The following is a 13,693-nucleotide window of genomic DNA, read 5'->3' on the forward strand; positions in this document are numbered from 1 at the left end:
ATGAAAGCGCAACTCTCCATGACTGCCCTGGCCATCCTCTCCGTGATGGCCCCGGCCCAGGGCGCCAGCTTCGCCCTGTCGCAAGCCAACACCCAGAGCCTGGACACCAGCAGCTGGGCCTGCAAACGCTGTGACGCGCCGCAGGCCAGCGGCACCATCGGCCTCAGCGCCGGTGCGGTGCAGAGCAACGACGACCACGTCGCCAACCGCTTCGGCGCCCGCGACGGTGCCGTGGCCGGGGTCAACGCCAACGCCACCCTCAACGGTGACGAAGAGGGCCGCCTCGACCTCAACGCCGACCAGCTCGGTATGAGCAGCGGCTACGGCCAGGCCCGCTACCGCGACAACCACCTCGACGCCCAGTTTGACTACGCCAAGCTGCGCACCGTCGACGCCACCGCGCAAACCCAGTACGGCTTTGACGGCCGCAACCTGGTGGCACTGGACCAGCCCATCGACGTGGACCTGGAACAGCGCCGTGAGCGCACCGGCCTGGGTCTGGCCTATCAGGACGTGATGGCGGGCCTGAACTGGCGCACCTACGCCCGTTACGACCACGAGTCCAAAACCGGCTTCAAATCCAGCAGCACCAGCTTCATCAAGAGCCCGGTCAACATCGCTGCGCCGGTGGACACCACCACCCAGACCTTCAACGCCGGCGCTGAGCTGGGCGGTGAGCAGTGGCACACCGCAGTCAGCTACCAGGGCTCGCTGTTCGAGAACAGCTACGACGGCCTCTACAACGGTGAGCGCGGTGCGGTTCAGGCCCTGGCGCCGAACAACGAAGCGCACCTGGTGGCCCTGTCCGGCCAATACCGGATGGGCAAAACCCGCCTGACCGGTCGCCTGACTCAGGGCTGGCTGTACCAGAACGACACCGACTTCGTTGACCCGCTGGGCGCACCCAACGGCATCACCAACGCCAACGGCGAAGTGCGTACCCAGGGCGCCAACCTGCGCCTGACCAGCGCCCTCTCCGGAGTGCGTCTGGCCGCCAAGTACGACTACTCCGACCGCGACAACCGCACCCCGGTGTTCGCCTACGACCAGAGCCTGTCCATCGACAGCCTCAGCGGCACCGCGCGGATGAACACCCCGCTGGACATCACCCGTCACCGTTACGGACTGGACGCCAGCACCCGCCTGTCCCAGCGCGTGGCGCTGGAAGCGGGCTACCAGGGTGAGCGCACCGAGCGCAGCCACAGCGTGCGGGAAACCACCGAGGACAACACCGTCTGGGCCCGCACCCGGGTCAGCGCCATGGACAACCTCGAGCTGGGCCTGAAAGCCAGCTACGGCCAGCGTGACGGCTCCCGTTACCAGGCCAGCGAAGCCACTTCCAGCGAAGACAACACCCTGCTGCGCAAGTACTACCTGGCCGACCGTGACCGCACCGAACTGAGCTTCGACGCCAGCTACAGCCCGTTCGCGGCGCTGAGCCTGGACGCCACCGTGCGCTACGCCAAGGACGACTACAGCGAGTCCGAGATTGGCCTGCTGGACGCCGACGACCTGAGCTACGACCTGTCCGCCAACTACCGCGTGACCGAGGCCCTGAACCTGCATGCGTTTGCCGGTCAGCAGTGGATTGAGTCCAACCAGGCGGGCAGCCAGAGCTTCGCCAGCGCCGACTGGACCTACCGCATCGAAGACCAGTTCGACTACGCCGGTGTGGGCGCCAGCTACGGCGGCCTGATGGACGACCGCCTGACCGTGGGCGCGGACTACCAGTACACCGAGTCCAGCTCCGACACCCAGGTGTCCGAGGGCCAGCCCTACGGTGACTACTTCCAGTGGGCCCACAGCGTGCGCGCCTACGCCGATTACGCGGTATCCACCCGCACCAGCGTGCGCCTGGATTACCGCTACGAACGCTACTACGACACCGATTATGCCGATGTCGCCAGTGACAGCATCCCCGGGCTTATCACCCTGGGCGACCTGGGCCACAACTACAACGCCCACCTGCTGATGCTGACCCTGACCTATTCGCTTTAACCATTGAGGTGACCTATGCAACGTCGTGACTTTCTCAAACTGAGTGCCACCGCCGGGGCGGTGTCCTGCCTGTCCGCCTGTGGCGGCAAAGATACCGAAAACGTCATCCCCGAGGTGCCGGCGGATGAGAACGTAAACTTCTCTGCCTGTCTGGTGAACTGCGGCTCCAACTGCCCGCTCAAGATCTTCAGCCAGGACGGCCGCATCGTCCGTGTTGAGACCGACCACTCCGGCACCGACCAGTACGGTGACCACCAGGTTCGCGCCTGTCTGCGTGGCCGCTCCATCAAGCAGCGTACCTACGCCGCCGATCGCCTCAAGGCCCCGATGAAGCGTAAAGCCGGCACCAAGCGTGGTGCAGGCATGTACGAAGAGATCACCTGGGAGCAGGCCTTCGCCGAGATCGGCCAGAAGGTGATGGATCTGCAGGGCACCTACGGCCCGCGCTCCATCTACCACCACTACGGTTCCGGCGCCTACTACGGCTTCGCCAGCAGCTCCTGCGTGCAGCGTGCCCTGCGCCTGTCCGGTGGCCACCTGAACTACTACGGCAACTACTCCTGGGCCCAGCTCAACGTAGCCAGCCCGGCCACCTTCGGCACCGGCGGCACCAGCGGTACCCGCCTGTCCGAGATCCGCAACTCTGACCTGGTGGTGGGCTTCGGCTTCAACCCGTTTGAGATCCGGATGTCCGGCTCCGGCGAGCAGATCGACTTCCTGCACGCCATCGAAACCCGTCGTCAGACCGGCGATCTGGAAGTGATCATCGTTGACCCGCGCTACACCGACACCACCCTGGGTAAAGAAGACCAGTGGCTGCCGATCCGTCCGGGCACCGACGGTGCGCTGGCCGAAGCGATCGCCTACCAGATGATCAGCACCGGCTGGGTTGACCAGAACTCCAAAGCGTTCCTCGACAAGCACGCCATCGGTTACGACAAGGCGTCCCTGGAGCAGGCCAAAGTCGACAACCCGGACTACGCGGACCTGATCAACTCCGACGAGAACTACCACGACTACATCATGGGTGTCGGCATCTACTCCATGCCCCACACCCCGGAATGGGCTGCGGCCAAGTGCGGTGTTCCGGTGCGTCAGATCGAGGCCCTGGCCGACAAGATCATGAACGCCAAGACCCCCTACATCACCATCGGTGCCGGCTGTAACCGTCACGCCTGTGGTGAGCAGACCATGCGCGCCCTGTACATGCTGCCGATCCTGACCGGTAAGCTGGGTGAGAGCGGTGTGAACAACGGCGAACTGCCGCGCAACTTTGGTCTTGGCCGCTCCGGCATGAGCGCAGGCAGCAACCCGGAATCCGCTTCCATCTGCTTCCACACCTGGGCCGAAGCGATTGAGCGCGGTGAAGAGATGGACGCCCTCTCCGACGGCGTTAAGGGACTGGCAGACGGCGAGAAGCTGGGCGTGAACATCAAGGCGGTGTTCTCCTCCTCCGGTAACGCGCTGATCAACCAGCACTCCGAGATCAACCACACCCGTCAGATCCTGGAAGACGAATCCAAGTGTGAGCTGATTGTGGTGACTGACTGCTGGATGACCGCCAGTGCCCGATTCGCAGACTACATCCTGCCGGACACCACCTGGGTGGAATCCAACGACCTGGCCAACGACAGCTACGCCTCCGGCGAAACCGGCTACCTGACCTTTATGTCCAGCAGCCTGGACCCGCTGTACAACTGCCGCAACCTGTACCAGATCGGTCTGGGCCTGGCTAAAGTGTTTGGCAAGGAAGCGGAGTACACCGAAGGCCGCAGCGAGCAGGAGTGGCTTGATCACCTGTACCAGGGCACCGTCTCCAGCAACCCGGAGCTGAACCTGCCGGCCACCTACTCCGAAGCACAGAAAGTGGGCTTCTACCGTCGCCACGCGCCGGACACCCACGTAGCGCTGAAAGACTTCGTCAAAGACGGCAAGGCGCTGTCCACCCCGTCCGGCAAGATCGAGATCTACTCCCTCGACTGGGCCAAGAAGCGCGCTGAATGGATCCCGGCGTCTGACAAAGACTACGACCAGATCACTCCGCTGCCCCACTACACCGAGGCGTGGCAGGGCTTTGAGGACACCGAAACCCGCGACGAATACCCGTTGCAGGTGGTGGGCTATCACACCAAAGGCCGCACCCACTCCAGCTACCACAACGTGGAATGGCTGCGCGAAGCGGTGGAAGACGCCGCATGGTTTAACCCGGCCGACGCCGCCAAATTCGGCATCAGCAAAGGCCAGATGATCACTCTGACCAGCCCGCAGGGCGCCATCCGCGTACGCGCCAAGATCACCCCGCGCGTCATGATGGGTGTTGTCGCTATGGCACAGGGCGCCTGGTACCAGGGCACCCGCGCCGGTGAAGTGGACCAGGGCGGCTGCATCAATGCGCTGACCAAGTACCACCCGACCCCGGTTTCCAAGGGCAACCCGCAGCACACCATCCGGGTAAAAGTGACCGCTTAAGATTTTGGAGAGATTGACCATGAACGAACCCAAGCAGTACGGCTTTTACGTCGATACCACCAAGTGCACCGGCTGCAAGACCTGTCACGTGTCCTGCAAAGACCGCAAGGATCTGCCCAAGGATGTGAAATGGCGTCGTGTGTACGAATACGGCGGCGGCAGCTGGCAGGAGAACGCGGACGGCTCCGTTGAGCAGAACGTGTTCAGCTACTACGTCTCCATCGGCTGCAACCACTGCAGCAACCCGGTGTGTGTGAAGGCCTGCCCCACCGGCGCCATGCACAAGCGTCGCAGCGACGGCCTGGTGCACGTTGACCAGGGCATCTGCGTTGGCTGTGAAGCCTGTGCCCGCGCCTGTCCTTATGACGCCCCGCAGATCGACAAAGATCGCGGCGTGATGACCAAGTGCGACGGCTGCTACGAGCGCATCGCGGAGAACCGCAAGCCGATCTGTGTGGAATCCTGCCCGCTGCGCGCGCTGGACTTCGGCCCCATCGACGAGCTGCGCGCCAAGTACGGCAGCAACGCGGACATCAACCCGCTGCCCTCTTCCAGCATCACCGCGCCCAACCTGTGCATTAAGCAAAACCGCAATGCCCAGGCCGGTGGCGAAGTGCTGAACTGGTTCGAAGTGTAAAAACCCCAACGGGGGTCGGCGCCCGCCGGCCCCCGTTACGCTATCCTGACTCCATCGTTCGTGGAGACGCTTATGACTGAACAGTTCCCTTACGCCGCGGTTGCCTGTGGCGTGCTGCATAATGTGCTTTACCGTAAACCCACCAGCGCCTTTCTGGACGAGCTGAAAAGCGCCGAACTGCCCCAGCAGTGGCCGCAGTTTGGCAGCGACGTCAGCGCCGCCCTGGCGATGATCCAAACCAGCCTGGAGCAGGACGATTTCGATGCCATCGAGCGTGACTACTACCAGCTGTTTGTGGGTCCGGGTCCGATGCAGGCCTACCCCTGGGGTTCGGTCTACACCGACAAGGAAAACCTGGTCTGCGGCGCCACCACCGTGGCATTCAAGCAGTTCTGCCGTGACCACGGCATCGCCTTTGAGCTGGCTCATAACGAGCCGGAGGACCATATCGGTCTGGTTCTGGCGGTGCTGGGCCAGTTGTTTGAGCAAGGCAATCAGGACGCGATCAAGGCCCTGCTGGCCCACCATCTGCTGCCCTGGAGCCACCGCGTTACCGACGCCATGGCGGAACAGGCGCAAACCGGCCTGTACCGTGGCTTCGGTCAGCTGACCGCAGCCCTGCTTAAGGACTGGCAGACGACCCTGCAGGTGACGCCGGATTCGATTCGGTTGTACAAATAAAAAAACCGCCCCGAGGGGCGGTTTTTTTTGGCCTTTTCACCGTCAGAAATTGACGGCCTGGGGCACGTGGCAAGCGCGGCACTGGTAGTACTGGCCCGCCACTTTGCGGCCCTCGAAGTGGGTCGCTGCCATCTTATGTTTGCCACCGCGGTGGCAGTTGATGCAGCTGTTCTTATCAAGGTTGATCGGGTAATCCGCCTTATGGGGGATCACCGGCGGCTGGGCGATCACCGAACGCTCAACCGAGGTGCCTTTGGCCGGGTATTGCGGCAGCGGCGCCACCGGGGACATCTCGGCCACCGGCACCGCACCGCGCATCGATTCCGGTGCGCTCTGGCTCGGTTCGCCACCGGACTGACAGCCCGCCAGGGCCAACACCAGGGTGATCAGCGACAGGGTCTTTTTCATGGTGTGCTCCTCAGGCCTTGGTCACTTTGACAGGGGTCTTCTTGAAATCGGTCTCTTTCGAGATCGGGTCGGTGGCATCCAGAATCAGCTTGTTAACCAGCTGGCTGGAGTCAAAGAAGGCCATAAACACCACACCACGGGGCATGGTATTGCGGTTTTTGGTGCTCACCCGGGTGCGCACTTCGCCACGGCGGTTGGAGACGATCACCTCATCGCCGTCCACCAGGCCACGGTCCGCCGCATCATCGGCGTTCATCACCACCTGGGCATGGGGCACCGCTTTGCGCAGCTCCGGAATGCGGGTGGTCATGGTGCCGGTGTGCCAGTGCTCCAGCACGCGGCCGGTGCACATCCACAGGTCGTGTTCGGCGTCCGGGCTCTCTGCCGGCGGCTCGTAGTCGTTGGCGATGATCACCGCCTTGCCATCCGGTTTGCCGTAGAACTGGAAGCCGGTACCGGCTTCGACGTACGGGTCCAGCCCTTCACGGAAGCGCCACAGGGTCTCTTTGCCCTTCACCACCGGCCACACCAGGCCTTCACCGAAGTAGGCGTCGAAGTCGCCCAGATCGTGACCATGGCCACGGCCAAAGCTGGCGTACTCTTCAAACAGACCCTTCTGCACGTAGTAACCGAACACCTGGTTCTCGTCGTTGAAGCGGCCCTTGCACTCGCGGGTGTGGTACTTGTCGATCTCGCCGTTGGCGAAGATCACCTCGTACAGGCTCTTGCCCCGGTACTGCGGCGCCAGCGCCAGCAGCTCTTCCGGCCACACATCTTCCATCACAAAGCGCTGGGAGAACTCCATCACCTGGCGCAGGTCAGAGCGGGCACCAGCCACCGGTTTCACCATCTGGTGCCAGTACTGGCCACGACGCTCACCGTTGCCGTAGGCGCCCTCTTTCTCCACCCACATGGCAGTGGGCAGCACCAGATCCGCCATGGAAGCGGTGACGGTCATGTAGGCGTCAGAGACGGTGATGAAGTTGTCCGGGTTGGTAAAGCCCGGCAGCGCTTCTTCGTTGATGTTCGGACCCGCCTGCAGGTTGTTGGTGCACTGGGTCCAGTAGCAGTTCATCACCCCATCCTTCAGCATGCGGCTGTGCTGGACGGCGTGGAAACCTGGCTTAGCCGGGATGGTGCCAGCAGGCACTTTCCAGCGGGCTTCGGTCAGGGCGCGGTGCTTGTCGTTCATCACCACCATGTCGGCGGGCAGACGGTGGGCAAAGGTGCCCACTTCCCGGGCAGTACCGCAGGCGGAGGGCTGGCCGGTCAGGGAGAAGGGGCTGTTGCCCGGCTCGGAGATTTTGCCGGTCAGCAGGTGCAGGTTGTAGATGGAGTTGTTGGCCCAGACACCACGCACATGCTGGTTGGCCCCCATGCACCACAGACTCATCACTTTGCGTTTCGGGTCGGCGTAGACCTTGGCCAGTTTCACCAGCGCATCAGCGGGCACACCGGTGTGCTCGACGGTGTACTCCAGCGAGAACTTCTCCAGGAACGCGGCGTACTCTTTGAAGCTGATGCCGGTGGTTTTGCCGGAGCCCGGGTTCTTGGCCGCTTTCTCACGGGGATCTTCCGGGCGCAGGCCGTAGCCGATGTCACCCTGAGCCATGGCGAACTTGGTGTGTTTGTTGACAAAGTCCCAGTTCACCGCGTCGTTCTGGATGATGTAGTTGGCGATGTAGTTGAGCAGGATCAGGTCGGACTGCGGGTGGAACACCATGCCGTTGTCGGCGATGTCGAAGCTGCGGTTCTGGAAGGTGGACAGTACATGCACTTCGCAGCCCTTATGGGACAGGCGGCGGTCGGTGATGCGGTTCCACAGCACCGGGTGGGCTTCGGCGGCGTTGGAGCCCCACAGCACGAAGGCATCAGCGTGGTCGATGTCGTCGTAGCAGCCCATTGGCTCATCAATGCCGAAGGCGCGGAGGAAGGCCACTACGGCAGAGGCCATGCAGTGACGGGCATTGGGGTCGATGTTGTTGGAGCGGAAACCGGCCTTCATCAGTTTGGCGGCGGCGTAGCCTTCCCACACGGTCCACTGGCCGGAACCGAACATGCCCACGGAGGTGGGGCCTTTGGCTTTGAGGCTGGCTTTCCAGCGCTTGGCCATCTCGTCGTAGGCGCGGTCCCAACTGACCGGGGTCAACTCGCCGTCTTTGGCGTACTCGCCATTTTTCATCCGCAGCAGCGGGGTGCTGAGGCGGCCTTCACCGTACAGTACTTTGGACAGCATGGAGCCTTTTACACAGGCCATGCCCTTGTTGACCGGGCTGTCCGGGTTGCCCTTGGTGGCAACAACGCGGTTGTCGCGGGTGCCCACCAGGATGTTACAGCCCACGCCACAGAAGCGGCATGGCGCCTTGTCCCAGTGCAGGTTGTCGTCGCCTTCGGCGGCTTGCACCATGCGGGTGGGCAGTACAGCCCCGGCAGCCGTGGCGGCCGCCAGTGCCGCGTTGGCCTTGATAAAGTGTCGGCGATCCAATTTCATCCGTTGTTTTCCCCCAGCTCGTCCAGGTTTTCTACCCGGTGGTAGGTCAATGAGGCAGACAGCACACCGGGCAGCGCAGACAGCGCATGCATGCCGGTTTGCAGGTCAACTCGGTTGTTTCGCTCCAGGGTCACCACCAGCTTGCCCTCTTCCGTCGCAGCATGGATCTCGGCGCCTTCCATCGCAGTGATGGCCTCACACACCGAAGCGCGCGACTCAGCGCGGCAATGCACCACCAAAGCGGCAATGTGATATTCGTTTGACACAGGGCTCTCCCATCACGAAACAGACGGCACATGATGGGTTTCGGGGCGGGACAGAGGTATACCCCAAGGGGGATAAATGAGGGAAAAGAGGGTGCCAAATCAAACTATTGGCACCCTTTAAGTAAAGGCTTTCACGCCACGCAGGGCGGGGTGGGATCCACCTCAACCCGCACAGCAAAGTGATGGCGGGATCACGCCCCACTGGCACGGCCTGCGGGGCGCTGTGGCTCAGAAGTTACGGGCCTGGGGCACGTGGCAGACCTGGCACTGGTAGTACTTTCCGGCCACCTTGCTGCCCTCAAAGTGGCTGGCCGCCATCTTCTGTTTGCCACCACGGTGACAGCTGATGCAGCCGTTTTTATCCAGGGTAATCGCATAGTCGGCGGAGTGCGGAATCACCGGCGGCTGGCCGATGGACACCACCTCAACGGCGCTGCCTTTGGCCGGGTAATCCGGTATGGCCGCCACCGGCGCAGTGCTGGCGACCGGCACCTCACCGCGCAGCGACTGCGGCACCGGCTGGCCATTGTCCGAGTTGCTCTGGCATCCGCTCAATCCCACCAGAACGGCCATCAGGGTCAGTGTTTTTTTCATCATCCTTTCCTCCTCAGGCCTTGGTCACTTTGACTGGCGTCTTCTTAAAGTCGGTCTCTTTCGAGATCGGGTCAGTGGCGTCCAGCACCAGCTTGTTGATCAACTGGCTGGAGTCGAAGAAGGCCATAAAGATCACCCCCGGGGGCATGGTGTAACGGCTGTCGGTGGTAACCCGGCTGCGGACCTCACCCCGGCGGTTGGAGACAATGACCTCATCCCCTTCAGCCAGACCGCGGGCGGCCGCATCATCGGCGTTCATAAACACCTGGCCGTGGGGTACCGCCTTGTGCAGTTCCGGTACCCGTCGGGTCATGGAACCGGTGTGCCAGTGCTCGAGAATTCGGCCGGTGCACATCCACAGGTCGTGCTCAGCATCCGGGCTCTCCGCCGGTGGCTCGTAGTCGTTGGCGATGATCACCGCCTTGCCATCCGGTTTGCCGTAGAACTGGAAACCCGCGCCGGCTTCGACGTACGGGTCATGCCCTTCGCGGAAGCGCCACAGGGTCTCTTTGCCGTCGACCACTGGCCAACGCAGCCCCTCACCAAAGTAAGCGTCAAAGTCGCCCAGATCGTGCTGATGGCCACGGGTAAACCCGGCGTACTCCTCGAACAACCCCTTCTGCACGTAGTAACCAAACGCCTGGTTCTCGTCGTTGAAGCGGCCCTTGCACTCGCGGGTCGGGAACTTGTTGATCTCGCCGTTGGCGAACATCACCTCATACAGGCTCTTGCCCCGGTACTCCGGTGCCAGTGCCAGCAGCTCTTCCGGCCACACGTCTTCCATCACAAAGCGCTGGGAGAACTCCATCACCTGGCGCAGGTCAGAGCGGGCTCCCGGCACCGGTTTCACCATCTGGTGCCAATACTGGCCACGACGCTCAGCGTTGCCGTAGGCGCCCTCTTTCTCCACCCACATGGCGGTGGGCAGCACCAGGTCGGCCACCGAGGCGGTGACGGTCATGTAGGCGTCGGAGACGGTGATGAAGTTGTCGGGATTGAGGTAGCCCGGCAGGGCTTCTTCGTTGAGGTTCGGGCCCGCCTGCAGGTTGTTGGTGCACTGGGTCCAGTAACAGTTCATCACCCCGTCTTTGAGCATGCGGTTGTGCAGTACGGCGTGGAAGCCCGGCTTACCCGGGATGGTGCCGGCGGGCACTTTCCAGCGCTGCTCGGTGATCTGGCGGTGCTTCTCCTTCATCACCACCATATCGGCGGGCAGACGGTGGGCAAAGGTGCCCACTTCCCGGGCGGTGCCACAGGCGGAGGGCTGGCCGGTCAGGGAGAAGGGGCTGTTGCCCGGCTCGGAGATCTTGCCGGTCAGCAGGTGCAGGTTGTAGATGGAGTTGTTGGCCCACACCCCACGCACGTGCTGGTTGGTGCCCATGCACCACAGGCTCATCACTTTGCGTTTCGGGTCGGCGTAGACCTTGGCCAGTTTCAGCAGGGCATCGGCGGGCACGCCGGTCTGCTCAACGGTGTACTCCAGAGTGAACTTCTCCAGGAACGCGGCGTACTCTTTGAAGCTGATGCCGGTGGTTTTGCCGGAGCCCGGGTTCTTGGCCGATTTTTCGCGGGGATCGGTGGGACGCAGGCCATAACCGATGTCCGGCGTGGCCATGGCGAACTTGGTGTGCTTGTTGACGAAGTCCCAGTTCACCGCATCGTTCTGGATGATGTAGTTGGCGATGTAGTTGAGCAGGATCAGGTCGGTCTGGGGATGGAAGATCATCCCGTTATCGGCCATCTCGAAGCAGCGCTGACGGTAGGTCGACAGGGCGTGGATCTCGCAGCCCTTGTGGGACAGGCGGCGGTCAGTAATGCGGTTCCACAGCACCGGGTGGGCTTCAGCGGCGTTGGAGCCCCACAGCACAAAGGTGTCGGTGTGCTCGATGTCGTCGTAACAGCCCATCGGCTCATCAATGCCGAAGGCACGAAGGAATCCGACCACGGCGGAGGCCATGCAGTGACGGGCGTTGGGGTCGATGTTGTTGGAGCGGAAACCCGCTTTCATCAGCTTGGCGGCGGCGTAGCCTTCCCACACGGTCCACTGGCCGGAGCCAAACATCCCCACGGAGGTGGGGCCTTTGGCTTTGAGGCTGGCTTTCCAGCGCTTGGCCATCTCGTCGTAGGCGCGGTCCCAGCTGACCGGGGTCAACTCGCCATCTTTGGCGTATTCGCCGTCTTTCATCCGCAGCAGCGGCGTGGTCAACCGGCCTTCGCCGTACATCACCTTGGACAGGAAGTAGCCCTTGACGCAGGCCATGCCCTTGTTGACCGGGCTGTCCGGATTGCCGCGGGTGCCCACAATGCGGTTATCACGGGTGCCCACCATAATGGAGCAACCCACCCCACAGAAACGGCATGGGGCTTTGTCCCAATGCACGTCATCCGGTCCTTCCGCGGCATTGACCATGCTGGCGGGGAGACTGGCTCCCGCTGCCGTGGCGGCCGCCAGCGCGGCATTGGCTTTAATAAAGTGTCGACGATCCAATTTCATTATTGATTCTCCCTCGGCTCATCTGGGGCTTCTACCCGGTGGTAGGTCAGGGATGCCGACAGGACGCCGGACAGGGTGGCAAGTGCTTCCATGGCCACCTGCATATCGGTGCGGTTGTCCCGCTCCAAAGTGACCACCATCTTGCCGTCATCGGTGCAGGCATGGACCTCACTGCCCTCCATTGCACCAATGGCACGACGTACTCCCCGAATGTCATCGGGCAGGCAATGCACGACAAAACTGCTGATGTGATATTCGTTGCTCACCCGGCCTCTCCTATGGCTGACCTCACAAACCCATAATGAAAATAGGGCTATTAAGTCGATATACCCCCTTGGGGGTAACCGAACAAAAAAGCGTCTGAGATCAAAAAAAACGGATTGTTGCCGAAATGTTGTTTCCACTTTTCTTCGGCAAGAGTGGGAGCCGGAGGGCAGATGTGAATCAGAGCTGGGCGAGAGAGGGGGCCAGGGAGTAGCCGGAACGGGTCAGCAAAGCATGTTGTTGCAGCAGGTAGTCCAGCAGCGCGCGGGCCGCTTGCGGGTGCGCGGTGCGCTTGAGGATCACCGCCTGTTGCTCCAGCGAACCGTGCCATTGGGGCGGCACCGGCCAATACTGGCTGGCGTCCACACCGCGGGCTTTCAGCAGGGAGAGCGCCACCAGACCGCCATTCACATTGCCGCTGTCGACGTACTGGAACGCCTGCACCACGCTGTTGCCACGCAACAGTTTGCCCTGCAGCGCCGGCCCCAAAGCCAGCCGCTCAATCACCGCCTCCGCGGCCGCGCCGTAGGGGGCAGTACGGGCATTGGCGATGGCCAGTCGACTGTGCCACTGGCGCAGCTCCAGCTCCGTTGCCGGGGCATTGCGGCACCAAAAGGCCAACACCCCCACCGCGTAGGTCACCCGCGAGTCGGGCAGGATCAGGTCCAGCTGCTCAAGCCGTTGCGGCCGGTCACGGTCGGCGGAGAGGAAAAGGTCGAAGGGGGCACCATGAACGATCTGGGTAAACAGGGCACCGCTGGCGCCACTGGAGACCCGGACACGGATGCCGCTGTCACGCTCAAAACCCTCGGCAATCTGCTCAAACAACGGGTGGAAATTGGCCGCCACCGCCACTTTCAGCTCGGTTGCCATTGCCGGTCCACCGGCCAAGCCACAGATCACCAGGCAGATTTGCCACAGCCGTTTCACCACGCTCTCCTCAACATAACAACGCGGCGCCATCATAGCAGGCGCCGCGCCGGACAGGTGAACGACATTACTTGGCCTCGCTGGTCAGCGTTTGCTGTGGCACGTGGCACTGTTTACAGAAGTAGTAAGCGTCGTTCAGCTCCCCTGCCGAGTCGTAGTGTGAGGCGTGGGTCGGCGTAGCCTTCATCTTGGCGGCCCGTGCAGGGTCATGGCAGCCCTTACAGCTGTTGCGCTCCCGGGTGATGGGGTAGCTGGCCTTATGGGGGATCAGCGGTGGCTGATGCACAAAGGTGCGGGGCAGCGCTTTACCCTTGGCCGGGTACTGCGCCATGGGGGGCGGGGACGCGCTGTCCGATACCGGGGTCGTCCCCCGCAGGGACTGCGGTGCCTCAGCCGCCCAGGTTAGTCCGGACAGGCCCAGAGTGGCCACCACGATCAGTTTCCAATGGGTCATGATGGCC

12 protein-coding genes are annotated in these 13,693 nt (G+C 62.6%); 4 read left to right on the forward strand and 8 right to left on the reverse strand.

Annotated features, from left to right (window positions below):
* The 4 genes from FBAL_RS18490 to FBAL_RS18505 all read left to right on the forward strand — a co-directional run bounded on the left by FBAL_RS18490 (position 1) and on the right by FBAL_RS18505 (position 5,785).
* Positions 1–1,998, forward strand: coding sequence for an MtrB/PioB family decaheme-associated outer membrane protein (locus FBAL_RS18490; protein WP_013345985.1), 1,998 nt, complete (start codon positions 1–3; stop codon positions 1,996–1,998).
* 15 nt (positions 1,999–2,013) lie between these two features.
* Positions 2,014–4,467 carry a DMSO/selenate family reductase complex A subunit gene (locus FBAL_RS18495; protein ID WP_013347122.1) on the forward strand — a complete coding sequence of 818 codons (2,454 nt, stop codon included), beginning with the start codon at positions 2,014–2,016 and terminating at the stop codon, positions 4,465–4,467.
* 19 nt (positions 4,468–4,486) lie between these two features.
* Positions 4,487–5,104 carry a DMSO/selenate family reductase complex B subunit gene (locus FBAL_RS18500; protein WP_013347123.1) on the forward strand — a complete coding sequence of 206 codons (618 nt, stop codon included), beginning with the start codon at positions 4,487–4,489 and terminating at the stop codon, positions 5,102–5,104.
* Positions 5,105–5,176: 72 nt separating this feature from the next.
* Positions 5,177–5,785: a TorD/DmsD family molecular chaperone gene (locus tag FBAL_RS18505; protein ID WP_013347124.1), complete on the forward strand. Its 609-nt coding sequence runs from the start codon at positions 5,177–5,179 to the stop codon at positions 5,783–5,785.
* Between the two features lie 42 nt (positions 5,786–5,827).
* Here FBAL_RS18505 and FBAL_RS18510 read toward each other — a convergent pair whose 3' ends face one another.
* From FBAL_RS18510 to FBAL_RS18545, 8 genes are all read right to left on the reverse strand, one after another.
* Positions 5,828–6,193 carry a nitrate reductase cytochrome c-type subunit gene (locus FBAL_RS18510; RefSeq protein ID WP_013347125.1) on the reverse strand — a complete coding sequence of 122 codons (366 nt, stop codon included), beginning with the start codon at positions 6,191–6,193 and terminating at the stop codon, positions 5,828–5,830.
* Positions 6,194–6,203: 10 nt separating this feature from the next.
* Positions 6,204–8,684: a nitrate reductase catalytic subunit NapA gene (gene napA, locus FBAL_RS18515; RefSeq protein ID WP_013347126.1), complete on the reverse strand. Its 2,481-nt coding sequence runs from the start codon at positions 8,682–8,684 to the stop codon at positions 6,204–6,206.
* Complete coding sequence (locus tag FBAL_RS18520; protein WP_013347127.1) at positions 8,681–8,950, reverse strand: chaperone NapD; 270 nt, start codon at positions 8,948–8,950, stop codon at positions 8,681–8,683. Before FBAL_RS18520 ends, napA (FBAL_RS18515) begins: the two co-directional genes overlap by 4 nt.
* Positions 8,951–9,178: 228 nt before the next feature.
* Positions 9,179–9,547 carry a nitrate reductase cytochrome c-type subunit gene (locus FBAL_RS18525; protein WP_013347128.1) on the reverse strand — a complete coding sequence of 123 codons (369 nt, stop codon included), beginning with the start codon at positions 9,545–9,547 and terminating at the stop codon, positions 9,179–9,181.
* A 10-nt stretch (positions 9,548–9,557) separates the two neighbouring features.
* Complete coding sequence (gene napA / locus FBAL_RS18530; protein WP_013347129.1) at positions 9,558–12,038, reverse strand: nitrate reductase catalytic subunit NapA; 2,481 nt, start codon at positions 12,036–12,038, stop codon at positions 9,558–9,560.
* Positions 12,038–12,304: a chaperone NapD gene (locus FBAL_RS18535; protein ID WP_013347130.1), complete on the reverse strand. Its 267-nt coding sequence runs from the start codon at positions 12,302–12,304 to the stop codon at positions 12,038–12,040. Before FBAL_RS18535 ends, napA (FBAL_RS18530) begins: the two co-directional genes overlap by 1 nt.
* A 178-nt stretch (positions 12,305–12,482) precedes the next feature.
* Positions 12,483–13,232, reverse strand: coding sequence for a molybdate ABC transporter substrate-binding protein (gene modA / locus FBAL_RS18540; protein ID WP_013347131.1), 750 nt, complete (start codon positions 13,230–13,232; stop codon positions 12,483–12,485).
* Positions 13,233–13,299: 67 nt separating this feature from the next.
* Complete coding sequence (locus FBAL_RS18545) at positions 13,300–13,686, reverse strand: nitrate reductase cytochrome c-type subunit (protein ID WP_013347132.1); 387 nt, start codon at positions 13,684–13,686, stop codon at positions 13,300–13,302.
* Between the last annotated feature and the right edge of the window lie 7 nt (positions 13,687–13,693).

The sequence above is a fragment of the Ferrimonas balearica DSM 9799 genome (assembly GCF_000148645.1).
GTDB lineage: Bacteria > Pseudomonadota > Gammaproteobacteria > Enterobacterales > Shewanellaceae > Ferrimonas > Ferrimonas balearica.